This window comes from Streptomyces sp. SCA2-17 (genome assembly GCF_044336695.1).
Genome location: NZ_CP117521.1, coordinates 2,267,240 through 2,293,455, shown reverse-complemented (window position 1 = coordinate 2,293,455; position 26,216 = coordinate 2,267,240). Strand labels below are relative to the sequence as shown.

Below are 26,216 nucleotides of genomic sequence, written 5' to 3'. Positions count from 1 at the left end.
GCCAGTGATTCCCCGGTGAATAGGGGAATTAGTAGGCCGATGATTACCGAAAGTTAAAAGCGAAGGCCTGGGCTTAGCTCGCCGTCGCTGGATCCTTCCCCCGGGAGGGCCCCCGGGAGGGAGCCCGTACGCACCGCGTACGGGACGTCCGGTCCGCCCGCCGCGCCACCGGCGCGAGGCGGACCGCTGTGTGCGCAGCCATTAGTGTGGTGGCCCGTCCGAGACGCACCGCCGCCCCGACGGGCGCACCCGCGGCAAGGCGCAGTCCAGCACAGCAGTCATCCGGGGCCCGCCCCGGACCCCGGCCGGAGGGCCCGTACCCCGATGTCCGTGCACAGCAATGCGGCGCACTCGAATATGGCGGCCCCGGCCGCCGCCCCCAACCGCCTGCCCGCGTTCGACCCGGCCGTCCCGCCGGCCTTCCCGCGCCACGTCGTCACCGCCGTGATCGTCAGCCACGACGGCGCCCGCTGGCTCCCCGACGCCCTGTCCGGCCTGCTCGGCCAGGAGCGGCCCGTGCAGAGCGCCGTCGGAGCAGACACCGGCAGCACCGACGACTCCGCCCAGCTCCTTGCCGACGCCCTCGGCCCGGACCGCGTCCTGCACCTCGCCCGCCGCGCCGGCTTCGGCACCGCCGTCGACGAGGCCCTGCGCGCCGTCCCCGCGCCCGACCCCGAGGACCTTCCCTACCTCAAGCGGTCCAGCGGCTGGGACCCCGTCAGCCGCACCTGGCGCGAGGACGGCTACGACCAGCCCGGCGACGGCCGCCGCCACGGCGACGCCGACCTCGAACCCGTCCAGTGGCTGTGGCTCCTGCACGACGACTGCGCGCCCGAGCCCGGCGCCCTCCACGAACTCCTGCGCGTCGCCGACTCCGAGCCCGGCGCCGCCGTCATCGGCCCCAAGCTGCGCGGCTGGTACGACCGCCGCCAGCTCCTGGAGACCGGCGTCTCCATCGCCCGCAGCGGCCGCCGCTGGACCGGCCTCGACCGCCGCGAGCAGGACCAGGGCCAGCACGACCAGATCCGCCCCGTGCTGTCCGTCTCCACCGCCGGCATGCTCGTCCGCCGCGACGTCTTCGAACAGCTCGGCGGCTTCGACCCCCGGCTGCCCCTCATGCGCGACGACGTCGACCTGTGCTGGCGCGCCCACGCCGCCGGCCACCGCGTCCTCGTCGCTCCCGACGCCGTCCTGCGGCACGCCGAGGCCGCCGCCCGCGAACGCCGCCCCGTGGACTGCGCCGGCCGCCGCCCGGTCAACCCGCACCGCGTCGACAAGGCCGGCGCCGTGCACACGCTCCTGGCCAACACCCGCGGCCCGGCCCTCGCCTACGTGCTGCTGCGGCTCGTCCTCAGCACCCTCCTGCGGACCGCCGGCTACCTCCTGGGCAAGGCCCCCGCGCAGGCCCTCGACGAACTCACCGGCCTCTTCCGCGTCCTCCTGCGGCCCGGCCGCATCCGCGCCGCCCGGGCGAAGCGCGGCGCCCCCGCCGTCGCACCCGGCGAACTGAGACCGCTGTTCCCGCCGGCCGGAGCCACCCTCCGGGCCACCGCCGAGCAACTGGCGAGCAGTGTCGGCGGCCGGCGGGACGACGGACCCTCCGCCGGCGGCCGCCACGGCGCCGTCGAGTCCGGGCCGACCGGCGAGGACGCCGACTTCCTGGAGATCGAGCAGTTCGCCCGCCTCAAGCGCGTCTTCCGCAAGCCCGCCCCCGTCCTCTTCGCCCTCCTGCTGCTCGTCTCCGTCGTCGCCTGCCGCGAGCTCTTCGGCACCGGCAGCCTCTCGGGCGGCGCCCTCCTGCCCGCCCCCGACGGCGCCACGGCCCTGTGGTCGCAGTACACGGACGCCTGGCACCCCGTCGGCGTGGGCAGCACCGGAAGCGCACCGCCCTACCTGGCGGTCCTCGCCACCCTCTCGACGCTCTTCCTCGGCTCCACGGGCTTCACCCTCACCCTGCTGCTCGTCTGCTCGGTGCCCCTGGCCGGGCTCAGCGCCTACTTCGCCTCCCGCCCCCTGGTCTCCTCGCGCCCCCTGCGCGCCTGGGCCGCCGTCGCCTACGCCTTCCTGCCCGCCGCGACCGGCGCCCTCGCCGCGGGCCGCCTCGGCACCGCCGTCCTGGCCGTCCTGCTGCCGCTCATGGCGCGCACCGCCGTCGCCGCGGCCGGCCTGCGCGTCCCGGGCGCCCGCCCCACCTGGCGCGCGTCCTGGGCGTACGCCCTCCTGCTCACCGTCACCACCGCCTTCACTCCGGTGGTGTGGCCGCTCGCCGTCGTCCTGGGCCTGGCCGCCCTGGCCTTCCACGGCGCCCAGGGCGGCCGCCCGCGGCTGGTGCTCCACGGCCCGCGCTTCCTCGCCGTCGTCCTGACCCCCGTCGCCGTCCTGGCCCCCTGGTCCCTGGGCCTGTTCGCGCACCCGGGCCGCTTCCTGACCGAAGCCGGCCTCGACCAAGGGGTCACCGGAGCGTCCTCCCCGCTGTACCTGCTCACGGCTGACCCGGGCGGCGCGAAGACCGTCGGCGGCGCACTGCTCGCGGGCCTAGTCCTGGCCGCGCTCGCCGCCCTGCTGCGCGCCGACCGGCAGCTGGCCGTCCGCGGCGCCTGGGCGACCGCCCTGGCGGCCCTCGCGGCCGCCGTCCTCTCCGCCCGCTCGGGCTGGGCCGGGCCGGCCACCCTCCTCTACGGGCTCGCCCTCATCGCCGCCGCCGTCGTCGGAGCGGAGGGCGCGCGGGCGCGCGTGGCCGCCCTCAGCTTCGGCTGGCGGCAGCCCGTGGCCGTGCTCATCGCCGTCGCCGCGGCCGCCGCCCCCCTGGTGGCGGCCGTGGGCTGGGCGGCCGGTGGCGCGGACGGCCCGTTGCAGCGGCGCAGCGACGCGCAGGTGCCGGCCTTCGTGGCCGAGGAGGCGGCCACCCGTGACCAGGCCCGCACCCTGGTGCTCGACGGCCGCGACGGCCGCGTCACGTACGCACTCGTCCGGGGGTCCGGCGCCCGGCTCGGCGACGGCGAGGCGGCCGCGGCCGCCGGGGCCGACCCGAAGCTCGACTCCGTCGTGGCGGGCCTCGTCGCGGGCTCCGGCGCCGACCAGGCGGGCCTCCTCGCCGACTACGCCGTCGGCTACGTCCTCGTCCGCGACAGTGCTCCCGCGGCCATGGGCCGCGCCCTGGACACCACCACCGGCCTGACGCGGCTCAGCCGCCAGGACCACGCCTCCCTGTGGCGCGTGGACCGCGAGGTTGCACGTATCACTGTCGTCGCCGCCGGGGCGCAGGGGAGCGGCAAGGGCGGCGGGGAGCAGTCCGCCCCCGTGCCGGTCGCCGCCGGGCCCGTCGAGTCCCACGCGAAGCTCCCCGCGGGCCCCGCGGGTCGGGTCCTGCGGATCGCCGACAAGGCGGACCCCGGCTGGCAGGCCACGCTCGACGGACGCTCCCTCAAGCGCACCACCGTCGACGGCTGGGCGCAGGGCTTCGAACTGCCGGCCGGGGGCGGGAAGCTGGCGCTCACGTACAAGGCGCCCGCCACGCACAGCACGTGGCTGTGGGTGCAGGGCCTCCTCGCGGCCGTCCTCGTGGTGCTCGCCCTTCCCGGGCGCAAGCGCCAGGTCGACGACGACCTCCCGGAGGACGAGAGCGCGCCTGCGGCCGTCGCCGCACCCGCCTCCGTACCGGCTCAGGCCGTCACCGGTGAGGGCCGCCGCGCGCGCAGGCTGCGGGCCGCGGCGGAAGCGGCCCGCCCGGACGCCGCCCCCGCGCCGGAAGTCTCTCCCGCCGAGCCTGTCGCCGACTCCTACGCCGATCCGTACGCGGCCCCGTATGCCGACGTGTACGCCGACTCCTACGCCGATCCGTACGGGCAGCAGCACGTGCAGCACCAAGGGCAGGAGTACGGGCAGGAGTACGGGCAGGAGATGCCCTACGGCACGTACGGCGAACAGCACTATCAGGGAAGCCAGGAAGGCACGTACGACGCCGCATACGGTGGCGCACAGCAGCAGGTCCCGTACCAGGGTCAGGGCCAGTACCCGGCGGAGCCGTACGCGAACGGGCAGACCGCGCCGTACGACCCGTACACCTACGGCGGAGCACACGACACGACGTACGGCGGCGGTGACCGGCACCACCGCGACGGGAGCGAGCAGCAGTGAAGCGCACCACCCTGTCCCTGTTCGCCGCGACCGCCGCCCTCGCGGCCCTGGGCGGCGGGGCCGCCCTCACCGCGCCGTCCGGCGCCAACAGCGGCGGCAGCGCTGCCCGTACGGCCGCGAAGGCGCCCGCCCGGCTGCCCGTCCAGCGCTCCATGGCCCTCTGCCCGGCCCCGACTTCGTCGGACGTGGGGGAGACGGCCTATACCGCCTTCACTCCCGCCGGCGGGGCGAAGGGCGCGAAGGCGGGCACGGCCGAGCTGCTGTCGGCGGCAGGCGGCGACAAGAAAGACGACAGCAACAAGCAGGACAAGAAGGGTGATAAGGGCGGCAAGGGGGGCAAAGACGGTAAGGACGGTAAGGACGGCAAGGGCCCCGCTCCCGCGGGCACTTCGGTGCTGTCCCTGAAGGAGCCCGGCAAGCCCGCCACGGCCACCACCGGCCGCTCCGACGCCCCCGCCCTCATCGGCAGCGCCGACGGGGCGCTCGCTCCCGGCTGGACCGTCCAGCAGACCACCGTGGTCGCGGCCGGCAGCGGCCGCGGGCTGCACGGGCTGACGTGTACGGCACCCGACACCTCGTTCTGGTTCCCGGGCGCGAGCACCGCCAAGGGCCGCCAGGACTACGTCCACCTGACCAACCCCGACAGCACGGCGGCCGTCGTCGACCTGGAGCTCTACGGCAAGGACGGCCGCATCAAGTCCGGGGCCGGGGAGGGCGTCACCGTCCCGCCGTGCTCCACCGTCCCGGTGCTGCTGTCCTCCCTGGCGGAGGCGCCCACGGAGGACGTCACGGTGCACGTGGCGGCCCGTTCGGGCCGCGTGGGGGCGGGCCTCCAGACGGCCGACGACAAGAAGGGCGGCGACTGGCTGCCGGCCTCCGCCGAACCGGCCGCCGACGCCGTCCTGCCGGGCATCCCGGGCGACGCGACGTCCGTACGGCTCGTCGTCTTCGCCCCCGGCTCGGACGACGCCGACCTCAAGGTGCGCTTCGCCGGCCCGAACGGCACGATCACCCCGGCCGGGCACGAGACCCTGCACGTCCGCAGCGGCATGACCGCCGCCGTCGACCTGGGGGACGTCGCCAAGGGCGAGGCGGGCTCGCTGCTGCTCACGGCGGACGGCAGGAGCGCGCCGGTCGTCGCCGCACTGCGCGTCACCCGCGGCAAGGACGACAAGCAGGAGACGGCGTACGTCCCCGCCGTGCAGCAGCTCGGCGGGCGGGCCACGGTGGCGGACAACCGCCCCAAGGGCAGCACGCTCGCGCTGGTCGCGCCCGGCAAGGAGGCGGCGCAGGTCAAGGTCGTCTCCTCGGCGGGCAGCGAGGGCGGCGAGCCGGCGGAGAAGACGTACACGGTGAAGCCGGGCACCACCCTGACCGTGGAGCCGCCCCAGCCGCCGGGCGCCAAGGGGTCGTTCGCGGTGACCGTGGAGAAGGTCTCCGGTGGGCCGGTGCACGCCTCGCGGATGCTGGCGCTGCCCAAGGACGGAGTCCCCATGTTCACGATCCAGCCGCTGGCGGACGACCGTTCGTCGGTGAAGGTGCCGGAGGCCGAGCAGGACTTGTCGATGCTCAACCGCTGAGCGGCGCCGCCGCCGTTACGGCACCTTCGGGCGGCCCCGGGCCTCAGTCCTGGCCGTAGCGGGGGTCGACCGACTCCGGGGCGAGCCCGAGGAGTTCGGCGACCTGCTCGACCACGACCTCGTGCACCAGCAGGGCGCGCTCCTCGCGGCCCTTGGCGCGGATCTCCACCGGGCGGCGGTAGATCACGATGCGGTCCGGGGCCTCGCCGTGGGCCGCCACGTAGCGGCCGAGGGGCACGGACTCGCCGTCGAAGTCGAAGGCGTCCAGCCCGTCCGGATCGCTCAGCGCACCCCCGGCGTCACTCCTGGCGACCGGCACCTCGCGGATCACGAAGTCGACGGAAGCGAGCTGCGGCCAGCGCCGCTCCAGCCGCTCCGCGGAGTCGTGCACCAGGTCGACGAACGCCTCGCCGCGGCTGACCGACAGCGGCACTTGGGGCGGCGCGATCGGCCCGCGCATGCCGCGCCCATGGCGGTCGCGGTGCCGGGGGCGCGGCCCGGAGCGGCTGGGGACACCTCCGGTGGTGGCCGGAGGAGGTACGCGGTTGTCCATCACTCTTGAGGGTATCTGTCGGCCGCCCCGTCGCACGTGGCAGTCACGCATCCCGGGAATGTCGCCTGATGAACATTCCGGTCAGGCCTGTGATCAATTATGGTCAGATACCGGACCGTCCGGTCTGCTTGGACGGCTCCGGGGAGGGGGCGGCGGTGTACGCACCCGCTCCTGGTGAGACCCTGTTCACCGGCCCCGCGCAGGTCAGCGGGGTGTCGAGAAGCAGGCGTCCACAGGACGAACCAGGACGACACGGAGGGGTGAGCCGGGGGTGAGTCGTCGCGGCCCGCTCAAGAGTGCGGTACCGTCCAACCTCGTGAGCCCTGTACGTCGCTGTTCGCGCACCGCGTGCGGCCGCCCGGCCGTCGCGACGCTGACGTACGTCTATGCCGACTCGACCGCCGTCCTCGGACCGCTCGCCACCTACGCCGAACCCCACTGCTACGACCTGTGCGCCGAGCACTCCGAGCGCCTGACCGCGCCCCGCGGCTGGGACGTCGTCCGGCTCGCCCTCGACAGCGGCCCCGCCCGCCCCAGCGGCGACGACCTCGAAGCACTCGCCAACGCCGTGCGTGAAGCGGCCCGTCCGCAGGAGCGCGCCGTTCAGCCCGGACCCCCGCCGGGCACGCCCGGCCCCGGCGGCCGCGAGGCCGATCCCATGGAGGTCGCCCGCCGAGGCCATCTCAGGGTCCTGCGCTCGCCCGACAACTGACACCGCGCCCGCCCTCGGTGCCGACGCCGCGGCGCTGCGCCCGGCCGCCCAGGACCCGGACTGTCACTTGCTCCCGGTAAGTTGTGTCTTCCCGTACCGGACCAGGAAGGCGTTGGCTGTGGCTGATCTGTCGCAGATCGTGAAGGCGTACGACGTACGCGGTGTGGTCCCGGACCAGTGGGACGAGAGCATGGCGGAGCTCTTCGGCGCCGCTTTCGCCGAAGTGACCGGCGCGACCGCCGTCGTGGTCGGCCATGACATGAGGCCCTCGTCGCCCGGTCTCTCGGGCGCCTTCGCCCGCGGCGCCGCCGCCCGCGGCGTGGATGTCACCGAGATCGGCCTCTGCTCCACCGACCAGCTCTACTTCGCGAGCGGTCACCTGGGGCTGCCCGGCGCGATGTTCACGGCCAGCCACAACCCCGCGCAGTACAACGGCATCAAGATGTGCCGCGCCGGCGCCGCCCCCGTCGGCCAGGACACCGGCCTCGGCGAGATCCGCGCCCTCGTCGAGGGCTGGCTCGAAACCGGCGCCCCCGAGCCCGCGGCCACCCCCGGCACCGTCACCCGCCGGGATGTCCTGGAGGACTACGCGGCCCACCTGCGCTCCCTCGTCGACCTCAGCGGCATCCGCCGCCTCAAGGTCGTCGTCGACGCCGGCAACGGCATGGGCGGGCACACCGTGCCCACCGTCTTCGCCGGCCTGCCCCTCGACGTCGACGCCCTGTACTTCGAGCTCGACGGCACTTTCCCCAACCACGAGGCCAACCCCCTCGACCCGAAGAACCTCGTCGACCTCCAGGCGCGCGTCCGCGAGGTCGGCGCCGACCTCGGCCTGGCCTTCGACGGCGACGCCGACCGCTGCTTCGTCATCGACGGCAACGGCGACCCCGTCTCCCCGTCCGCGATCACCGCGCTCGTCGCGGCGCGCGAGCTCGCCAAGCACCCCGGCGGCACGGTCATCCACAACCTGATCACCTCCTGGTCCGTGCCGGAGGTCGTCAAGGAGTGCGGCGGCACGCCCGTGCGCACGCGCGTGGGCCACTCCTTCATCAAGCAGGAGATGGCCGCCACCGGCGCCATCTTCGGCGGTGAGCACTCCGCGCACTACTACTTCCGCGACTTCTGGAACGCCGACACGGGCATGCTCGCCGCCATGCACGTCCTCGCCGCGCTCGGCGGGCAGAGCGGCCCGCTGTCCGAGCTGGTCGCCGAGTACGACCGGTACGCCGGCTCCGGCGAGATCAACAGCACCGTCGCCGACCAGGAGGGGCGGACGGCCGCCGTCCGCGCCGCGTACGAGAACGCGCCGGGCGCGGAGCTGGACGACCTCGACGGCCTCACCGTCACCACCCCCGACTGGTGGTTCAACCTCCGCGCCTCCAACACGGAGCCCCTCCTCCGCCTGAACGTCGAGGCGAGGGACGCGGAGACGGTGGAGCGCGTACGGGACGAGGTCCTGGCGATCGTCCGCGCGTAACACCCTCCGGGCGGGGAAGCCGACGAGGTCGCGGGGCTGGTACGGCACGGCCGCCGCGGCCGACCGCCGCTGCGGCGGGGCGGGGGGGGGGCTCCGGGCCCCCGAATCCGCCGCGATGGCGAGCATGCGAATCGGGCTGTTCCGGGGCGCCGCGGGGGAGGGAGATGCCGAGTCCCGGCGTGGCGGCCACGGGCTCAGCCCTCGAATCCGCCGGACGGCGAGCATGCGAATCCGGCCGTTCCGGGGCGCCGCGGCGGGATGCCGGTCCCGGGAGTCGTGTTCGCTCCCCCGGCCACCCGTTCCGCCGCAACGGCGAGCAAGCGAACTCGGCCATTCCGGCGGTGCCGTTCCCGCCTCGGCCGGCCCGGCACCGCCGGTCGGGCGTCATCGTGGCTGACCGCCGCGGCGGCGGGGGAGAGATGCCGGATCCCGGCACGGCGGACGCAGGGCCGGCCACGGAGTCCCCCGCGGCGGGAGAGCGCGCCGGGCGCCACCGTGCTGGACCGCGGCCCCGGCCGCCGGGATCCGCCGTGCGGGAGGGCGACTCCGGACCCCCGGAGCGACGGCCCCAGGCCGTCGCGACACCGCATGCCGCGCTCCCCCCGGCGGAGCGCGAGGGTACGCTGGCCGGACAGAGACGTACATCCCGAAGGGAACCCTCATGCCGCTCGAAGCCGGTCTCCTGGAGATCCTCGCCTGCCCGGCGTGCCACGCGCCCCTCCGCGACGAGTCCGCCTCCGAGGAGTCCCCCGAGCTGGTGTGCGAGGGCGACGGCTGCGGCCTGGCCTACCCCGTCCGGGACGGCATCCCCGTCCTGCTCGTGGACGAGGCCCGGCGCCCGGCCTGACACCGGCCCGCCCGGCCGAACCGCCCGCCCCGGCACCCGCCCGCCGGGAGGGCACACCGCACGGCGTACACCACGGCGTACACGACGGCGACCCGGAGGCTGATCCACGGTGTTCGACGAGTCACTCCTCGATGATCCCGACGCCCTGTCCCGCGCCGATCTCCACGGCCTCCTGCGCGGCGCCGCCGAGGCGGGCGCCCGGGTCCGCACGGCCGCCCGCAACGCGGCGGAAGCCGGCGTCACGACGCTCCGCCCGGACGGCCGCCCCCGCGCGGTGCTGGTCGCCGGGCCCGGCCCGGCCGCCGGCTGCACGGCGGACCTGCTCACCGCACTCGCCGGGGGCAGCGCCCCCGTCTCCCTGATCCGCCCGACGGGCGTGGCCCCCGCCCCCGGCGCCCTGCGCTGGGCGCTCCCCGGCTGGACCGGCCCCCTCGACCTGCTGCTCGTCGCCAGCCCGGACGGTACGGAACCCGGCCTCGCGATCCTCCTGGAGCAGGCGTACCGCCGGGGCTGCTCCGTCGTCTGCGTCACCCCCGCCGGCTCTCCCCTCGCCGACGCCACCGAACAGGCCCGCGGCCTCGCGGTCCCGCTGACGACGTCGCCGAGCGAGGCCCGCGAAGCCGGTGAGCCCGCCGCGGCCGGTGGCGAGGGCGGCGCGGAAGGCGGCGAGGACCAGCCGCCCGGCGAGCGCCCGGCCCTGCCCATCGGCCCGGGCCTCCTGTGGTCCCTGCTCACGCCCCTGCTCGTCCTCGCCGACCGCATAGGGCTGCTCGCGGCCGACCCGTCCGAGGTCGAGGCCCTCGCCGACCGCCTCGACCAGGTCGCCGAGCGCTGCGGACCGGCCATCGCCACGTACAGCAACCCCGCCAAGACCCTCGCGGCCGAACTGGCGGGCACCGTCCCCCTGATCTGGACGGAGGGCGCCCTGGCCGCCGCGGCCGGCCGGCACTTCGCGACGGTCCTCGCCGCCCTCGCCGGCCGCCCGGCCCTCGCCGCCGAGCTCCCCGAGGCCCTGACGGCCCACGGCACCCTCCTCTCGGGCGACTTCGCCGCCGGCGCCGACCCCGAGGACTTCTTCCGCGACCGCGTGGAGGAACCGGAGACCCTGCACGCCCGCGTCGTCCTCCTCCGCGAACAGGAGCCGGACGTCGCCTCGCCCGCCCCCGCCGCCCGCGAGCTCGCGCTCCAGCGCGAGACCTCCGTCAGCGAGCTGGAGCCCACGGACGCCGAGAGCCCCCTGCAGACCGCCGCCGAACTGCTGGCCATCACGGATTTCGCTGCCGTCTACCTGGCCCTCGCCTCGACCCCGTAGACATAGACGCAGACGCAGACGCAGACGCAGACCGGGACGCCGCCCCGTACACGCAGCGCACAGGCGGCGCCGAGAACGCCGTACGCACGCACGCAACAGTCAGGAAACCGCCCGCATGGACCGCCTCGTCAACACCGTGCGCCCCTACGCCTGGGGCTCCACCACCGCGATCCCCGAACTGCTGGGCGCCGCCCCCACCGGCGAGCCGCAGGCAGAACTGTGGATGGGCGCGCACCCCGGCGCACCCTCCCGCGTGGCGCGGGACGGCGACGGAGCGGCGCCGCGCCCCCTCTCCGAGGTCATCGCCGCCGACCCCGAGGGCGAGCTCGGCCCCCGGGCCGTGGAGCGCTTCGGCCCCCGGCTGCCCTTCCTGTTCAAAATCCTCGCGGCGGCGTCCCCGCTCTCCCTCCAGGTCCACCCCGACCGTGTCCAGGCCGAGGAGGGCCACGCCGCGGAGGAGGCCGCCGGCGTCCCCCACGACGCCCCCCACCGCAACTACAAGGACACCAACCACAAGCCCGAACTGCTCTGCGCCCTCACCCACTTCGAGGGCCTGTGCGGCTTCCGCGCCCCCGACGAGACCGCCGCCCTCCTCGCCGCGCTCGACGTCGACTCCCTCCAGCCGTACGCCGACCTCCTGCACGCCAAGCCGGAGGCGGACGCCCTGCGCGAGGTCCTCACCGCCGTCCTCGGCGCCGACCACGAGGACATGGCCCGCACCGTCGCCGAGACGGCCGCCGCCGCCGAACGCCTCGCCGCGCAGGAAGGCCCGCACCGCGACGTGTACGCCGCCTGCGCCTCCCTCGCCCGGCACTACCCCGGCGACCGCGGCGTCATCGCTGCCCTGCTCCTCAACCACGTGCGCCTCCAGCCCGGCGAAGCCCTCTACCTGGGCGCCGGCGTCCCGCACGCCTACCTCGACGGCCTCGGCGTCGAAATCATGGCGAACTCGGACAACGTGCTGCGCTGCGGCCTGACGCCCAAGCACGTCGACATCCCCGAACTCCTGCGCGTCGTCCGCTTCGAGAGCACCGCCCCCGCCGTCCTCCGCCCGGAGGCCGACGCCGGCGGCGAGGAGGTCTACGGCACCCCCGTCGAGGAGTTCCGCCTCTCCCGCTTCGACCTCGCGCCCGGCGCCGAGGCCACCCTGGCCACCGGCACCCCGCAGATCCTCCTGTGCACCTCCGGCACTGCGGTCCTCCGCAGGACGGACAGCGGCGAGGAGCTGCGCCTGAGCCGGGGAGAGTCCGCCTTCGTACGGGCAGCCGAGCCCGTCGCGCTCGCCGGTGACGACGCCCGGGTCTTCCGCGCCACGGTCGCCGTCTGAGCCCCCGCCCGCCCGGTGGCTGCAACAATGGCCCGCCGTAGAGGAAGCGCAGGCGGAAGGGATATCCCGCACAGATGAGTGCAACAGGCGGAACCAAGGCCATCGTCGCCGCGCTCGGCGCCAACATGGCCATCGCCGTGGCGAAGTTCGTCGCGTTCGCGTTCAGCGGCTCGTCGTCGATGCTCGCCGAAGGAGTGCACTCGGTCGCCGACTCCGGCAACCAGGCGCTGCTCCTGCTCGGCGGCAAGAAGGCCCAGCGCAAGGCCAGCGAGGAGCACCCCTTCGGCTACGGCCGCGAGCGCTATATCTACGGGTTCCTCGTCTCGATCGTCCTCTTCACCATCGGCGGCGTCTTCGCGCTCTACGAGGGCTACGAGAAGATCAAGGAACCGCACGCGCTCGACAACTGGTACTGGCCCGTCGGCGTCCTCGTCTTCGCCGTCGTCGCGGAGGGCTTCTCCTTCCGTACGGCCGTCAAGGAGTCCAACGCACTGCGCGGTAAGCAGTCCTGGGGCCAGTTCGTCCGCACCGCCAAGGCGCCCGAGCTGCCCGTCGTGCTCCTGGAGGACCTCGGCGCCCTCGTCGGCCTCGTCCTCGCCCTGGCCGGCGTCGGCCTCTCCATCGCCACAGGCGACGGCCTCTGGGACGGCATCGGCACCCTCTGCATCGGCACCCTGCTGGTCCTGATCGCCCTCGTCCTCGCCTCGGAGACCAAGTCCCTGCTGCTCGGCGAGGCCGCCGGCCCCGAGCAGGTCGCGAAGATCCGCGCCGCGGCCGTCGACGGCGAGACGGTCACCCGCGTCATCCACATGCGCACCCTCCACCTGGGCCCCGAGGAACTCCTCGTCGCCGCGAAGATCGCCGTCCAGCACGACGACACGGCGACGGAGGTCGCCGACGCGATCGACGCCGCCGAGGCCAGGATCCGCGAGGCGGTCCCGATCGCCCGCGTCATCTACCTGGAACCGGACATCTACCGCGAGGAAGCCGCCGCGGCGGGCGAAGACCCGGCAGCGACCCCGGGCGGCCCGGGCCACCACTGACGGACGGGCGGGTCCGGGGCGACGCAGCGTGTCACCCCGGACCCGCCCGCCCGGTCACTGCACCTCCCGCAGGACGTTCACCAGCGCGCCCGCCTCGCTCTCCGCCGAGAGCAGCCGCTCCCGGAACTCCGGGTCCATCAGCTTCCGCGACAGCATCGCCAGGATCCGCAGGTGCTCGTCGCCCGCGGCAGCGCTCGGAACGGCGATCATGAAGATCAACCGGGCCTTCGTCCCGTCGAGCGCGCCCCACTCGATCCCCTCGTCCGACCGGGCGAAGCCCACGACCGGCGCCGACACCGCGTCCGTCTTCGCATGCGGGATCGCGATCTCCTCCCCGAGACCGGTCGTCCCCAGCTCCTCCCGCGCGAGCGCCGCCGCGACCAAACCGTCGACGTCGGTCACCGCACCGCTCGCCGCCAGCAGCCCGGCCATCTCCCGGATCGCCGCCCCCTTCTCCCGCGCCGCGAGCCGCGGCCGTACGGTCCGGGCGGTGAGATGCCCGGAGAGCGCAGAACCGGTGGACGCGGCGGACGCGGGCTCGGTCTCCGCCACCCCTGCGTCCGACGCCGGCGCTACGGGAGTCGGCACTATGGGGGCCGGCGCCACGGACGCCCCCCTCCCGACCGTCATCAACGTGACAGTCGCCAGAGCCGTCACCACCGTCCCGATCGCGATGGCGACGAAGAACATCGGCACCCCGCCGACCGCCCCCAGAGCCGCCACCACCGGCCCCCCGTGCGGCACGTTGTCCTGCACCGCCGCCAGCCCGGCCACCGCCCCGGCCACCGCACCGCCGGCCATGTTCGCCGGAATGACCCGCGCCGGCCGCGCCGCGGCGAACGGAATCGCGCCCTCGGTGATGCCGAAGCACCCCATGAACAGGGCCGCCAACCCCGTCTCCCGCTCCTGCGCGCTGAACAGCCCCCGCCGCATCAGCGTCGCGAGCCCCTGCCCGAGCGGCGGCACGGGAATCGCGGCCGCGCACATGCCCATGATCTCCGGGTTCTTCGAGACCAGCCCCGCACCGAAGAGGAACGCCGTCTTGTTGACCGGCCCGCCCATGTCGAAGGCGATCATCAGCCCGAGCACCACACCGAGCAGGGCGGCACTCGTCCCGGTCAGCCCGCCCAGCCAGCTGGTGAGGTGCTCGAAGACCCAGGCGATCGGCCGGCCGATGACGTACACGAAGAACAGGCTGAGCGCCGTCGTGGCCACGACCGGGATCACGATGATCGGCATGATCGGCCGGACGAAGTCCGGCACCCTGACCTTCTTGATCCACAACACCAGATAGCCGGCCAGGAACCCCGTGGCGATCGCCCCGATGAACCCCGCCCCCGCCTTGCTGTCGTACAGCTCCCCATGGCTCGCGACCCAGCCGCCCACCATCCCCGGCACGAGAGCCGGGCGGTCCCCGATCGCGTAGGCGATGTAGCCGGAGAGAACGGGGATCATCAGCGTGAAGCCGATGACGCCGATGTCGTTGACGGACCGCCAGAACGAGCTGTCGAAGACGATCCCCTGCGGCGTGGTGCGCCCGCCGAGGGCGAGCGACACGGCGATCAGCAGACCGCCGACGACCACGAACGGAATCATGTACGAGACGCCGTTCATCAGCGCCTTGTAGACGGAGCCGCGCTCCTTCCCGCCGGCGCCGCCCGCACCGCCGAACAGATCGGCACCGCCCCCGCCGCCGGCCCCCGCTCCCGAGCCGCGGTGCACCGGAGCCGCCAGCACGTCCCGGATCAGCCGCTCCGGATGATGGATGCCCTCGGCCACCCCGACGGACAGCACCCGCTTCCCGGCGAAGCGGCTGAGGTCGACGTCCTTGTCGGCGGCGACGATGATGCCGTCGGCCTCCGCGACCTCGCGGTCGGACAGCACGTTCTCCGCCCCGATCGACCCCTGCGTCTCGACCTTCATCGCATAGCCGAGCTCCTGCGCGGCCTGGGCCAGCTTCTCCGCCGCCATGTACGTGTGCGCGATCCCGGTCGGGCAGGCGGTCACCGCGAGCAGCCTGTGCTCCTGACCGCCCCGTCCGTCCTGCCCCTCCCGTCCCTCCCCGCCGCTCTTCCCGGCGGGACCGGCTGCACTGGCTGGACTGGCCACGTGGGTCTCCTCACAACGGATCGCTCGCGGCGGCGTGCCGCATCCTCGCGCTGATCGCATCCTGCAACACCTGACCTGCACAGGAAACAAGGACGTTCCGGTGTCAGCAGCCCGGAGTTCGACGGAATCTGACGTTCCGGCGGATCGGGCGCCGGTGGGGCTGGGGTTCGACCGGCACCCCGGTGTAGATTCGTGGACGAGCCAGACGTCGCTGCTGATGGCGGTCGGGCGGCCCGCACGACGGACCGGCCGAGGGAGAGAGGGCCTCCGACGGACTGCGCTGCGGTCGGGGCACCGGTGCGTCCAGTGTGTCCAGCTGCTCAGGCAGCCCGACCGCATGCACGGCCGTGTCCACCCTCGCTCGCCCTTCACAGAGGAGCAGCCCGTATGACCACCACTTCCCCCGGCCAGGACTTCAAGGTCGCGGACCTCTCGCTGGCGGCCTTCGGCCGCAAGGAGATCACGCTGGCCGAGCACGAGATGCCCGGTCTGATGGCGATCCGCAAGGAGTACGCGGAGACCCAGCCGCTGGCGGGTGCGCGCATCACCGGCTCGCTGCACATGACGGTCCAGACGGCCGTGCTGATCGAGACCCTCGTGGCCCTCGGCGCGCAGGTCCGCTGGGCGTCCTGCAACATCTTCTCCACCCAGGACCACGCCGCCGCCGCCATCGCGGTCGGCCCGAACGGCACCCCGGAGAACCCGCAGGGCGTGCCGGTCTTCGCCTGGAAGGGCGAGACCCTGGAGGAGTACTGGTGGTGCACGGAGCAGGCCCTGACCTGGCCGAACACCGCCACCGGCGGCCCGAACATGATCCTGGACGACGGCGGTGACGCCACCCTCCTGGTCCACAAGGGTGTCGAGTTCGAGAAGGCCGGCAGCGCCCCGGACCCGTCGACGGCGGACAGTGAGGAGTTCGCCCAGATCCTCACCCTGCTGAACCGCACGCTGGGGGAGAGCCCCCAGAAGTGGACCCAGCTGGCGTCCGAGATCCGCGGCGTCACCGAGGAGACCACGACCGGCGTCCACCGTCTCTACGAGATGCAGCGCGACGGCACGCTCCTCTTCCCCGCGATCAACGTGAACGACGCGGTGACGAAGTCGAAGTTCGACAACAAGTACGGCTGCCGCCACTCCCTGATCGACGGCATCAACCGCGCCACGGACGTCCTGATCGGCGGCAAGGTCGCCGTCGTCTGCGGCTACGGCGACGTCGGCAAGGGCTGCGCCGAGTCGCTCCGCGGCCAGGGCGCCCGGGTCATCGTCACCGAGATCGACCCGATCAACGCGCTCCAGGCGGCGATGGACGGCTACCAGGTCACCACCCTGGACGAGGTCGTCGAGACCGCCGACATCTTCGTCACCACGACGGGCAACAAGGACATCATCATGGCCGCGGACATGGCCAAGATGAAGCACCAGGCCATCGTCGGCAACATCGGCCACTTCGACAACGAGATCGACATGGCCGGCCTGGCCAAGATCCCCGGCATCGTGAAGGACGAGGTCAAGCCGCAGGTCCACACCTGGACCTTCGAGGACGGCAAGGTCCTCATCGTGCTGTCCGAGGGCCGCCTGCTGAACCTCGGCAACGCGACCGGCCACCCGTCGTTCGTCATGTCCAACTCGTTCGCGGACCAGACGCTGGCCCAGATCGAGCTGTTCACGAAGCCGGAGTCCTACCCGACGGACGTCTACGTCCTGCCGAAGCAGCTGGACGAGAAGGTGGCCCGCCTCCACCTCGACGCGCTCGGCGTCAAGCTGACCACGCTCCGCCCGGAGCAGGCCGCCTACATTGGTGTCCCGGTGGAGGGCCCGTACAAGCCGGACCACTACCGCTACTGATACCGACGCAGCACGACCAGCAAGATCAGTACGTCCAGCAAGACGCACAGCAACACGAACAGCAGTCGGTAGCAGGCCCCTGCCGGGAAGGCAGGGGCCTGTCCCCGTTCTGTCGAGGACCCCACCATGCCCCGCGGCCGCTACTCGCTCCATGACCCGCACGACCACACCCCCCTCGGTGAAGAGCACTTCCACTGCGCCACCGGCCCCTCCGGCTGGCGCTACGTCTCGCAGCTCACCACTCCCGCCGGCGACCACACCGGCTCCGTCGACCTCACCCTCGACGACCTGGGCCGCCCCATCCGCCTACAGCTCCAGGCCGCGGACTGGCAGGTGCGCGGCGCGGCCCTCGACGGGGTGACCTGGGTCCGCACGGATCCGACCGGCGAGCACGCCACGGAGGGCAATGTCCCGGAGGCGCGCGCCTTCACCGGCGCGTCCCCCGCCTTCTACGTCGCCCTGGCCCGCGCACTGCGCCTGACACCCGGCGCAGGCGCCACGCGCATCCGGCTGGTCGGCTTCACCACCCCCGTCCTCGCCCCCCGGACCCTCGACCAGTCGTGGGCCCTGGTCAGCAGGACAGCACACGCCACTGACAACGGCCCCCTCCAAGTGGACGAGTACCAGGTCAGCGATCTGGAGACCGGCGAGCAGCACACGGTGAACCTGGCAGGCGACGTGGTCCTGTCGGCCCCCGGCATCGAGCTCGAGGAGCTGGACAGCCCGCCGTCGACGTTCACCTGAGGTTCAGGCCGGTGACTCGATGTGCGGAGGGGCTGGTCAGCCTGGTACTGTCCTCTTCGCCCCACAAGACCTGTTGACACGGGAGGAGTGGGGAGGTAGATTCGAACGGTTGCCGGGGGAGCTGGACAGGCTCCCACGCAGCGGTTAGTGTCTATAGCGCTCTGGTGGTGAACGAGATTCGCCCCGAGCACCTTGATTCCTTATCGGAAAGCAGAAAGCCGATTAGCTCGGCCGGAAAGCGTCTGATAAAGTCGGGATCACCGCCGGAAAGCGAAAGCTGAAAGGTGAAACCCCGCTCCAACAGGGGGCCGGAAAAGCGATTCGGACCGGAAACGGAACGGAAAACGGATCTGGTAAGGTTGGAAACAACGAAGGGAAGCGCCCGGAGGAAAGCCCGAGAGGGTGAGTACAAAGGAAGCGTCCGTTCCTTGAGAACTCAACAGCGTGCCAAAAGTCAACGCCAGACTATAAAATACCCCGTCTCCGGTCATCTTTGATCGGGACGCGGTTCCTTTGAAAAGTCCTTCCTCTAGAGGAAGGCACACAGCGAGGACGCTGTGAACGACCGGGATTATTCCTCCTGGTTGTTCCGCTCTCGTGGTGTATGACCCGATTACGGGTAAACATTCACGGAGAGTTTGATCCTGGCTCAGGACGAACGCTGGCGGCGTGCTTAACACATGCAAGTCGAACGATGAAGCCCTTCGGGGTGGATTAGTGGCGAACGGGTGAGTAACACGTGGGCAATCTGCCCTGCACTCTGGGACAAGCCCTGGAAACGGGGTCTAATACCGGATATGACCTTTGAGGGCATCTTCAAAGGTGGAAAGCTCCGGCGGTGCAGGATGAGCCCGCGGCCTATCAGCTTGTTGGTGGGGTGATGGCCTACCAAGGCGACGACGGGTAGCCGGCCTGAGAGGGCGACCGGCCACACTGGGACTGAGACACGGCCCAGACTCCTACGGGAGGCAGCAGTGGGGAATATTGCACAATGGGCGAAAGCCTGATGCAGCGACGCCGCGTGAGGGATGACGGCCTTCGGGTTGTAAACCTCTTTCAGCAGGGAAGAAGCGAAAGTGACGGTACCTGCAGAAGAAGCGCCGGCTAACTACGTGCCAGCAGCCGCGGTAATACGTAGGGCGCAAGCGTTGTCCGGAATTATTGGGCGTAAAGAGCTCGTAGGCGGCTTGTCACGTCGGATGTGAAAGCCCGGGGCTTAACCCCGGGTCTGCATTCGATACGGGCAGGCTAGAGTTCGGTAGGGGAGATCGGAATTCCTGGTGTAGCGGTGAAATGCGCAGATATCAGGAGGAACACCGGTGGCGAAGGCGGATCTCTGGGCCGATACTGACGCTGAGGAGCGAAAGCGTGGGGAGCGAACAGGATTAGATACCCTGGTAGTCCACGCCGTAAACGTTGGGAACTAGGTGTGGGCGACATTCCACGTCGTCCGTGCCGCAGCTAACGCATTAAGTTCCCCGCCTGGGGAGTACGGCCGCAAGGCTAAAACTCAAAGGAATTGACGGGGGCCCGCACAAGCAGCGGAGCATGTGGCTTAATTCGACGCAACGCGAAGAACCTTACCAAGGCTTGACATACACCGGAAACGGCCAGAGATGGTCGCCCCCTTGTGGTCGGTGTACAGGTGGTGCATGGCTGTCGTCAGCTCGTGTCGTGAGATGTTGGGTTAAGTCCCGCAACGAGCGCAACCCTTGTCCTGTGTTGCCAGCATGCCCTTCGGGGTGATGGGGACTCACAGGAGACTGCCGGGGTCAACTCGGAGGAAGGTGGGGACGACGTCAAGTCATCATGCCCCTTATGTCTTGGGCTGCACACGTGCTACAATGGCCGGTACAATGAGCTGCGATACCGTGAGGTGGAGCGAATCTCAAAAAGCCGGTCTCAGTTCGGATTGGGGTCTGCAACTCGACCCCATGAAGTTGGAGTTGCTAGTAATCGCAGATCAGCATTGCTGCGGTGAATACGTTCCCGGGCCTTGTACACACCGCCCGTCACGTCACGAAAGTCGGTAACACCCGAAGCCGGTGGCCCAACCCTTGTGGAGGGAGCCGTCGAAGGTGGGACTGGCGATTGGGACGAAGTCGTAACAAGGTAGCCGTACCGGAAGGTGCGGCTGGATCACCTCCTTTCTAAGGAGCATATAGCCGACTGCAAGCGAATGACTTGCACGGTTGCTCATGGGTGGAACGTTGACTATTCGGCACAGTTCAGGATCTCCCTGTTAGTACTGCTTCGGCGTGGAACACAGAGAGTGAGTGGCTGGGCCGGGCACGCTGTTGGGTGTCTGAGGGTACGAGCGTTGCTCGTCCTTCTTGACGCCGGCCCCAGTGAACTCCGGGTTTTGGTCCGGGGGTGATGGGTGGCTGGTCGTTGCTTGAGAACTGCACAGTGGACGCGAGCATCTGTGGCCAAGTTTTTAAGGGCGCACGGTGGATGCCTTGGCACCAGGAACCGATGAAGGACGTGGGAGGCCGCGATAGGCCCCGGGGAGCTGTCAACCGAGCTTTGATCCGGGGGTGTCCGAATGGGGAAACCCGGCAGTCGTCATGGGCTGTCACCCGCTGCTGAACACATAGGCAGTGTGGAGGGAACGCGGGGAAGTGAAACATCTCAGTACCCGCAGGAAGAGAAAACAACCGTGATTCCGGGAGTAGTGGCGAGCGAAACCGGATGAGGCCAAACCGTATGTGTGTGATACCCGGCAGGGGTTGCGCATGCGGGGTTGTGGGATCTCTTTTTCATAGTCTGCCGGCTGTGAGACGAGTCAGAAACCGTATGGATAGGCGAAGGACATGCGAAAGGTCCGGCGTAGAGGGTAAGACCCCCGTAGCTGAAATCTATGCGGCTCGTTTAAGAGACACCCAAGTAGCACGGGGCCCGAGAAATCCCGTGTGAATCTGGCGGGACCACCCGTTAAGCCTAAATATTCCCTGGTGACCGATAGCGGATAGTACCGTGAGGGAATGGTGAAAAGTACCGCGGGAGCGGAGTGAAATAGTACCTGAAACCGTGTGCCTACAAGCCGTGGGAGCGTCGCTTGCAAGCTTGCTTGCAAGTCGTGACTGCGTGCCTTTTGAAGAATGAGCCTGCGAGTTTGCGGTGTGTTGCGAGGTTAACCCGTGTGGGGAAGCCGTAGCGAAAGCGAGTCCGAATAGGGCGATTGAGTAGCGCGCCCAAGACCCGAAGCGGAGTGATCTAGCCATGGGCAGGTTGAAGCGGAGGTAAGACTTCGTGGAGGACCGAACCCACCAGGGTTGAAAACCTGGGGGATGACCTGTGGTTAGGGGTGAAAGGCCAATCAAACTCCGTGATAGCTGGTTCTCCCCGAAATGCATTTAGGTGCAGCGTCGTGTGTTTCTTGCCGGAGGTAGAGCACTGGATAGGCGATGGGCCCTACCGGGTTACTGACCTTAGCCAAACTCCGAATGCCGGTAAGTGAGAGCGCGGCAGTGAGACTGTGGGGGATAAGCTCCATGGTCGAGAGGGAAACAGCCCAGAGCATCGACTAAGGCCCCTAAGCGTACGCTAAGTGGGAAAGGATGTGGAGTCGCAGAGACAACCAGGAGGTTGGCTTAGAAGCAGCCACCCTTGAAAGAGTGCGTAATAGCTCACTGGTCAAGTGATTCCGCGCCGACAATGTAGCGGGGCTCAAGCGTACCGCCGAAGTCGTGTCATTGCAGCAATACTCCCAACGGAGGCTGTGATGGGTAGGGGAGCGTCGTGTGCCGGGTGAAGCAGCCGCGGAAGCGAGTTGTGGACGGTTCACGAGTGAGAATGCAGGCATGAGTAGCGATACACACGTGGGAAACGTGTGCGCCGATTGACTAAGGGTTCCTGGGTCAAGCTGATCTGCCCAGGGTAAGTCGGGACCTAAGGCGAGGCCGACAGGCGTAGTCGATGGACAACCGGTTGATATTCCGGTACCCGCTTTGAAACGCCCAATATCGAATCCATTAATGCTAAGGCCGTGAAGCCGCCCTGGACCCTTCGGGGAAAGGGGAGTGGTGGAGCCGCTGACCCAAGGTGGTAGTAGGTAAGCGATGGGGTGACGCAGGAAGGTAGTCCAGCCCGGGCGGTGGTAGTCCCGGGGTAAGGGTGTAGGGCGCTGTCCAGGCAAATCCGGACAGCATGAAGCCTGAGACCTGATGCCGAGCCGATTGTGGTGAAGTGGATGATCCTATGCTGTCGAGAAAAGCCTCTAGCGAGTTTCATGGCGGCCCGTACCCTAAACCGACTCAGGTGGTCAGGTAGAGAATACCGAGGCGTTCGGGTGAACTATGGTTAAGGAACTCGGCAAAATGCCCCCGTAACTTCGGGAGAAGGGGGGCCACAACCGGTGATCGGATTTACTCCGTGAGCTGGGGGTGGCCGCAGAGACCAGCGAGAAGCGACTGTTTACTAAAAACACAGGTCCGTGCGAAGCCGTAAGGCGATGTATACGGACTGACGCCTGCCCGGTGCTGGAACGTTAAGGGGACCGGTTAGCTCCATTTCGGTGGGGCGAAGCTGAGAACTTAAGCGCCAGTAAACGGCGGTGGTAACTATAACCATCCTAAGGTAGCGAAATTCCTTGTCGGGTAAGTTCCGACCTGCACGAATGGCGTAACGACTTCTCGACTGTCTCAACCATAGGCCCGGTGAAATTGCACTACGAGTAAAGATGCTCGTTTCGCGCAGCAGGACGGAAAGACCCCGGGACCTTTACTATAGCTTGATATTGGTGTTCGGTTCGGCTTGTGTAGGATAGGTGGGAGACTGTGAAGTCATGGCGCCAGCCATGGTGGAGTCGTCGTTGAAATACCACTCTGGTCGTGCTGGATGTCTAACCTGGGTCCGTGATCCGGATCAGGGACAGTGTCTGGTGGGTAGTTTAACTGGGGCGGTTGCCTCCTAAAGAGTAACGGAGGCGCCCAAAGGTTCCCTCAGCCTGGTTGGCAATCAGGTGTTGAGTGTAAGTGCACAAGGGAGCTTGACTGTGAGACCGACGGGTCGAGCAGGGACGAAAGTCGGGACTAGTGATCCGGCGGTGGCTTGTGGAAGCGCCGTCGCTCAACGGATAAAAGGTACCCCGGGGATAACAGGCTGATCTTCCCCAAGAGTCCATATCGACGGGATGGTTTGGCACCTCGATGTCGGCTCGTCGCATCCTGGGGCTGGAGTCGGTCCCAAGGGTTGGGCTGTTCGCCCATTAAAGCGGTACGCGAGCTGGGTTTAGAACGTCGTGAGACAGTTCGGTCCCTATCCGCTGTGCGCGTAGGAGTCTTGAGAAGGGCTGTCCCTAGTACGAGAGGACCGGGACGGACGAACCTCTGGTGTGCCAGTTGTCCTGCCAAGGGCATGGCTGGTTGGCTACGTTCGGGAGGGATAACCGCTGAAAGCATCTAAGCGGGAAGCCTGCTTCGAGATGAGGACTCCCACCCACTTGATGGGGTAAGGCTCCCAGTAGACGACTGGGTTGATAGGCCAGGTGTGGAAGACCGGTAACGGTTGGAGCTGACTGGTACTAATAGGCCGAGGGCTTGTCCTCAGTTGCTCGCGTCCACTGTGTTAGTTCTGAAGTAACGACCTGTGAAAACAGCCGGGTTGGTTAACTTCATAGTGTTTCGGTGGTCATAGCGTTAGGGAAACGCCCGGTTACATTCCGAACCCGGAAGCTAAGCCTTTCAGCGCCGATGGTACTGCATGGGGGACCGTGTGGGAGAGTAGGACGCCGCCGAACAATTATTCAGCCTCAGGCCTGGGATATTTATCCCAGGCCTGAGGCTTTTTTGCGTTCCGGAGCATTTCCCCGGCCCGCTCGGCCGCTTTCCTTACCGGAAAGCAGCCGAGCGGAACAGCTACTTGTCCCCGCCCGCCGACCGCACGAGCTCGACATCAAGGGACTCGCGCCGGATGCGCTGGTCCATGTACAGCAGGGCCGTCATGCCGGCCGAAACCGGCAACGTAAGAGTCGAGCTGACTACCGCCGCAATACCGATCTCGATCAGCGACGCCCAGTCAGTGGCATCAGCCACCGACTGGCCCCCGGGTCCATGGACAAAGACGTCGAAGACGAGAACGACAGCCTGGGCCATCAAACCCACCAGCGCCGTCAGCAGGATGGAGATGAGCTGGATGCCGAAGACGCGCCACCACGAGCCCCGCACCAGCTTCGCCGACCGCCGCATCGCTGCCGCAACGCCCTGCTTCTCCAGCATCAGCGCCGGCGCCGCGAGGCTGTAGCGGATCCACAGCCAGGTGGCCACGACCATCGCCACCAGCCCGCCCAGTGCCGTCAGCGACATTCCTACCTGCTCCGCCCCTGCTGCCGCCGCCAGGAGCCCCCAGACGATGCCGACAGCGAACACGCCGATCAGCAGCATCGGCACCAGGATCATGAGGCCGGCCATGCGACCCAGCTGCGGCCTCGCGCTCCGCCACGCCTCCCGGGCGGTGACCGGGCGCCCCAGGACCGCCCGGCTGACGATCACCGTCAGGAGAGCCGCTGCCGTGATGGAACCGACCAGGCTGAGCAGCCAGACCACGCCGATCCCGCCCATGCCGTTGCCTATGGCCTCGACCAGCTCCTGCGGGGTCTCCGGGGTCGCTCCACCGAGCGGGTCGAGCTCGGGCGTCCCCCGGTCCCACAGCCGGTCGACCACCGTCGCCACGGCCTGAGTGCCGACCGCGACCGTCAGCGAAATGCCGAGGACAGCCCGCCAGTGGATGCGCATCGTGCGTACCGCGCCCTCCACGATCTCGCCGGCCTGCAACGGGCGCAGCGGGATCACCCCGGGCTGCGGCGCCTGCGGCCGTCCCCACGGGGGCCGCCCTGCCTGCTGCCAGCCCGGCTGCGGCCCCGGCTGCCCCGGCACGCCGCCCTGGCCGCCTCCCTGGCCCGGGCCGGGGTACGAATGAGCCCGGGCTCTCTCGCGCCCGGCCCGGCGCTGCCGCGGCGGGCCCTGGGAGGAAGCCGACCAGTCACCCGGCGGCGGCTGCTCCTGTGCCCACTGCACGGGAAGCCCCTCCTGAGCGGCCTTGTCGGCCTTGCCGGCCGCATCGGCCGGGCCGGTGGCCTTGTCGGTCTCGTCGGACGGGGAGGATCCGGGCGAGGTCCGGCCCGGAGAGTCAGTCATGTGCGTCTCGCTCCTTCTCGGTGCCCGCCCGTCCGCCGGTGCGGCGGCGAGCGGCTGCCAGCAATCGTGTCACGGGCTCTTCAACGCTCCGCGAGGCGCAGAGGCGCCCGGGACGGCTCGTCAGCTCGTACGGGGGAGGAATCCGCAGGCGACCTTTCCCTGCCCGGGCGTCCGGGCCAGACTGGTCAGATGGCTGATCAGTTCGCGGCATCCATGGCGTCCGTCGAGCCCGGCTCCGTTCCTTCGCTCAGATGGGAGGAACGGCCGGAGGGGCCCGTGCTCGTGCTCCTGGACCAGCGCAGACTTCCCGCGGAGGAGGTCGAGCTGGTGTGCACGGACGTACCGGCGCTGGTCGACGCGATCCGCTCGCTCGCCGTGCGCGGCGCCCCGCTGCTGGGGATCGCCGGGGCGTACGGGATGGCGCTGGCGGCCGTGCGCGGCTTCGACGTGGCGGATGCCGCCGAGCTGCTCGCGCACGCGCGCCCCACGGCTGTGAACCTCGCCTACGGGGTGCAGCGTGCGCGGGCGGCGTACGAGAAGGCTCTTCACGAACGGCTGGGCCGCGAGCAGGCCGCCGCGGTCACCCTCGCCGAGGCGCGTGCCCTGCACCGTGAGGACGCGGAGGCCAGCGCGCGCATGGCGGAGCACGGGCTGGCCCTGCTGGAGGAGCTCGTGCCCGGCGGCGGGTTCCGGGTGCTCACCCACTGCAATACGGGGGCGCTGGTCTCCGGCGGCGAGGGCACGGCCCTCGCCGTGGCGGGTGCCGCGCATCGCGTGGGGCAGCTGAGGCGCCTGTGGGTGGATGAGACGCGGCCGCTGCTCCAGGGGGCGCGGCTGACGGCGTACGAGGCGGCCCGGGCCGGTATGGCGTACACGTTGCTGACCGACAACGCCGCGGGGTCGCTGTTCGCCGCGGGCGAGGTGGACGCGGTGCTGATCGGTGCGGACCGGATAGCCGCCGACGGCTCGGTGGCGAATAAGGTGGGCAGCTATCCGCTGGCGGTGCTGGCCCGCTATCACCACGTGCCGTTCGTGGTCGTGGCCCCGGTGAGCACCGTGGATCTCGCGACGCCCGCGGGCTCGGCGATCGAGGTGGAGCAGCGCGCGGGGCACGAGGTGACGGAGTTTACTGTCGTGCCCCCGGGGGCAGGCGCGGAACCGGGGACGGGTGTGCCGGTGGCCCCGCTGGGGACCACGGCGTACAACCCTGCGTTCGATGTCACACCGCCCGAGCTGGTGACCGCGATCGTCACGGAGAACGGCGTGGTGTCGCCGGTGACCCGGGCCGGCCTGGCGGAGCTCTGTGCCGGGCCGCAGCAGGGATCCGGGAGTGAGCCGGGCTGATCCGCACGTGTACTGTCCACCCCTGGCGGCGAACGCGATCGGGGTCCCAG

At 70.2% G+C, this 26,216-nt stretch carries 14 protein-coding genes and 3 rRNA genes; 14 read left to right on the top strand and 3 right to left on the bottom strand.

Annotated features, from left to right (window positions below; all coding sequences use genetic code 11):
• Positions 1 to 324: 324 nt before the first annotated feature.
• On the top strand, positions 325 to 4,137 hold the full coding sequence (locus tag PS271_RS10170) for a glycosyltransferase family 2 protein (RefSeq protein ID WP_398381633.1): 3,813 nt from the start codon (positions 325 to 327) through the stop codon (positions 4,135 to 4,137).
• Positions 4,134 to 5,717: a DUF5719 family protein gene (locus PS271_RS10165; RefSeq protein ID WP_398381632.1), complete on the top strand. Its 1,584-nt coding sequence runs from the start codon at positions 4,134 to 4,136 to the stop codon at positions 5,715 to 5,717. The genes PS271_RS10170 and PS271_RS10165 overlap by 4 nt, the downstream gene beginning before the upstream one ends.
• Before the next feature lie 43 nt (positions 5,718 to 5,760).
• On the opposite strand, the gene PS271_RS10160 is transcribed toward PS271_RS10165, so the two are convergent.
• On the bottom strand, positions 5,761 to 6,270 hold the full coding sequence (locus PS271_RS10160) for a metallopeptidase family protein (RefSeq protein ID WP_398381631.1): 510 nt from the start codon (positions 6,268 to 6,270) through the stop codon (positions 5,761 to 5,763).
• 271 nt (positions 6,271 to 6,541) lie between these two features.
• Here PS271_RS10160 and PS271_RS10155 point away from each other — a divergent pair, with 271 nt between their 5' ends.
• From PS271_RS10155 to PS271_RS10130, 6 genes are all read left to right on the top strand, one after another.
• Positions 6,542 to 6,982, top strand: coding sequence for a DUF3499 domain-containing protein (locus PS271_RS10155; protein ID WP_398381630.1), 441 nt, complete (start codon positions 6,542 to 6,544; stop codon positions 6,980 to 6,982).
• A gap of 118 nt (positions 6,983 to 7,100) precedes the next feature.
• A complete protein-coding gene (locus PS271_RS10150; protein WP_398381629.1) occupies positions 7,101 to 8,459 on the top strand; it encodes a phosphomannomutase/phosphoglucomutase in 1,359 nt (452 codons plus the stop codon).
• Between the two features lie 661 nt (positions 8,460 to 9,120).
• A complete protein-coding gene (locus PS271_RS10145) occupies positions 9,121 to 9,306 on the top strand; it encodes a Trm112 family protein (protein WP_106677533.1) in 186 nt (61 codons plus the stop codon).
• A gap of 109 nt (positions 9,307 to 9,415) precedes the next feature.
• Entirely contained in the window at positions 9,416 to 10,618 is a 1,203-nt protein-coding gene (locus tag PS271_RS10140; RefSeq protein ID WP_398381628.1) for an SIS domain-containing protein, read from the top strand.
• Positions 10,619 to 10,733: 115 nt separating this feature from the next.
• Entirely contained in the window at positions 10,734 to 11,945 is a 1,212-nt protein-coding gene (manA, locus tag PS271_RS10135) for a mannose-6-phosphate isomerase, class I (protein WP_398381627.1), read from the top strand.
• A gap of 74 nt (positions 11,946 to 12,019) precedes the next feature.
• On the top strand, positions 12,020 to 12,988 hold the full coding sequence (locus tag PS271_RS10130; RefSeq protein ID WP_398381626.1) for a cation diffusion facilitator family transporter: 969 nt from the start codon (positions 12,020 to 12,022) through the stop codon (positions 12,986 to 12,988).
• 54 nt (positions 12,989 to 13,042) lie between these two features.
• Here the strand turns inward: PS271_RS10130 and PS271_RS10125 are convergent, their stop codons facing one another.
• On the bottom strand, positions 13,043 to 14,959 hold the full coding sequence (locus tag PS271_RS10125; protein WP_398386788.1) for a fructose-specific PTS transporter subunit EIIC: 1,917 nt from the start codon (positions 14,957 to 14,959) through the stop codon (positions 13,043 to 13,045).
• Positions 14,960 to 15,484: 525 nt separating this feature from the next.
• Here PS271_RS10125 and ahcY point away from each other — a divergent pair.
• From ahcY to rrf, 5 genes are all read left to right on the top strand, one after another.
• Positions 15,485 to 16,942 (top strand): adenosylhomocysteinase, encoded by a 1,458-nt coding sequence (ahcY, locus tag PS271_RS10120; protein WP_398381625.1) that lies wholly within the window; start codon positions 15,485 to 15,487, stop codon positions 16,940 to 16,942.
• A 126-nt stretch (positions 16,943 to 17,068) separates the two neighbouring features.
• Positions 17,069 to 17,686, top strand: a complete 618-nt coding sequence (locus PS271_RS10115; RefSeq protein WP_398381624.1) for a hypothetical protein — start codon at positions 17,069 to 17,071, stop codon at positions 17,684 to 17,686.
• Positions 17,687 to 18,312: 626 nt separating this feature from the next.
• Positions 18,313 to 19,836 (top strand): 16S ribosomal RNA (locus PS271_RS10110).
• Positions 19,837 to 20,113: 277 nt separating this feature from the next.
• Positions 20,114 to 23,234, top strand: a 23S ribosomal RNA gene (locus PS271_RS10105).
• A 75-nt stretch (positions 23,235 to 23,309) separates the two neighbouring features.
• A 5S ribosomal RNA gene (gene rrf, locus PS271_RS10100) occupies positions 23,310 to 23,426 on the top strand.
• The 16S, 23S and 5S rRNA genes sit together here, the layout of an rRNA operon.
• A 118-nt stretch (positions 23,427 to 23,544) precedes the next feature.
• Here rrf and PS271_RS10095 read toward each other — a convergent pair.
• Positions 23,545 to 24,822, bottom strand: a complete 1,278-nt coding sequence (locus PS271_RS10095; protein ID WP_398381623.1) for a glycerophosphoryl diester phosphodiesterase membrane domain-containing protein — start codon at positions 24,820 to 24,822, stop codon at positions 23,545 to 23,547.
• Positions 24,823 to 25,011: 189 nt separating this feature from the next.
• Between PS271_RS10095 and mtnA the strand changes: the two genes are divergently transcribed.
• The gene (gene mtnA, locus PS271_RS10090) at positions 25,012 to 26,166 is read left to right on the top strand and encodes an S-methyl-5-thioribose-1-phosphate isomerase (protein WP_398381622.1); all 1,155 of its coding nucleotides are present in this window, start codon (positions 25,012 to 25,014) and stop codon (positions 26,164 to 26,166) included.
• Positions 26,167 to 26,216 lie beyond the last annotated feature (50 nt).

Coding starts and splice junctions, on each gene's coding strand:
- PS271_RS10170 (WP_398381633.1), top strand. CDS start 325: ATGTCCGTGCACAGCAATGCGGCGCACTCGAATATGGCGGCCCCGGCC.
- PS271_RS10160 (WP_398381631.1), bottom strand. CDS start 6,270: ATGGACAACCGCGTACCTCCTCCGGCCACCACCGGAGGTGTCCCCAGC.
- PS271_RS10145 (WP_106677533.1), top strand. CDS start 9,121: ATGCCGCTCGAAGCCGGTCTCCTGGAGATCCTCGCCTGCCCGGCGTGC.
- manA (WP_398381627.1), top strand. CDS start 10,734: ATGGACCGCCTCGTCAACACCGTGCGCCCCTACGCCTGGGGCTCCACC.
- PS271_RS10130 (WP_398381626.1), top strand. CDS start 12,020: ATGAGTGCAACAGGCGGAACCAAGGCCATCGTCGCCGCGCTCGGCGCC.
- PS271_RS10125 (WP_398386788.1), bottom strand. CDS start 14,959: ATGGCGGCGGAGAAGCTGGCCCAGGCCGCGCAGGAGCTCGGCTATGCG.
- ahcY (WP_398381625.1), top strand. CDS start 15,485: ATGACCACCACTTCCCCCGGCCAGGACTTCAAGGTCGCGGACCTCTCG.
- PS271_RS10115 (WP_398381624.1), top strand. CDS start 17,069: ATGCCCCGCGGCCGCTACTCGCTCCATGACCCGCACGACCACACCCCC.
- PS271_RS10095 (WP_398381623.1), bottom strand. CDS start 24,822: ATGACTGACTCTCCGGGCCGGACCTCGCCCGGATCCTCCCCGTCCGAC.
- mtnA (WP_398381622.1), top strand. CDS start 25,012: ATGGCTGATCAGTTCGCGGCATCCATGGCGTCCGTCGAGCCCGGCTCC.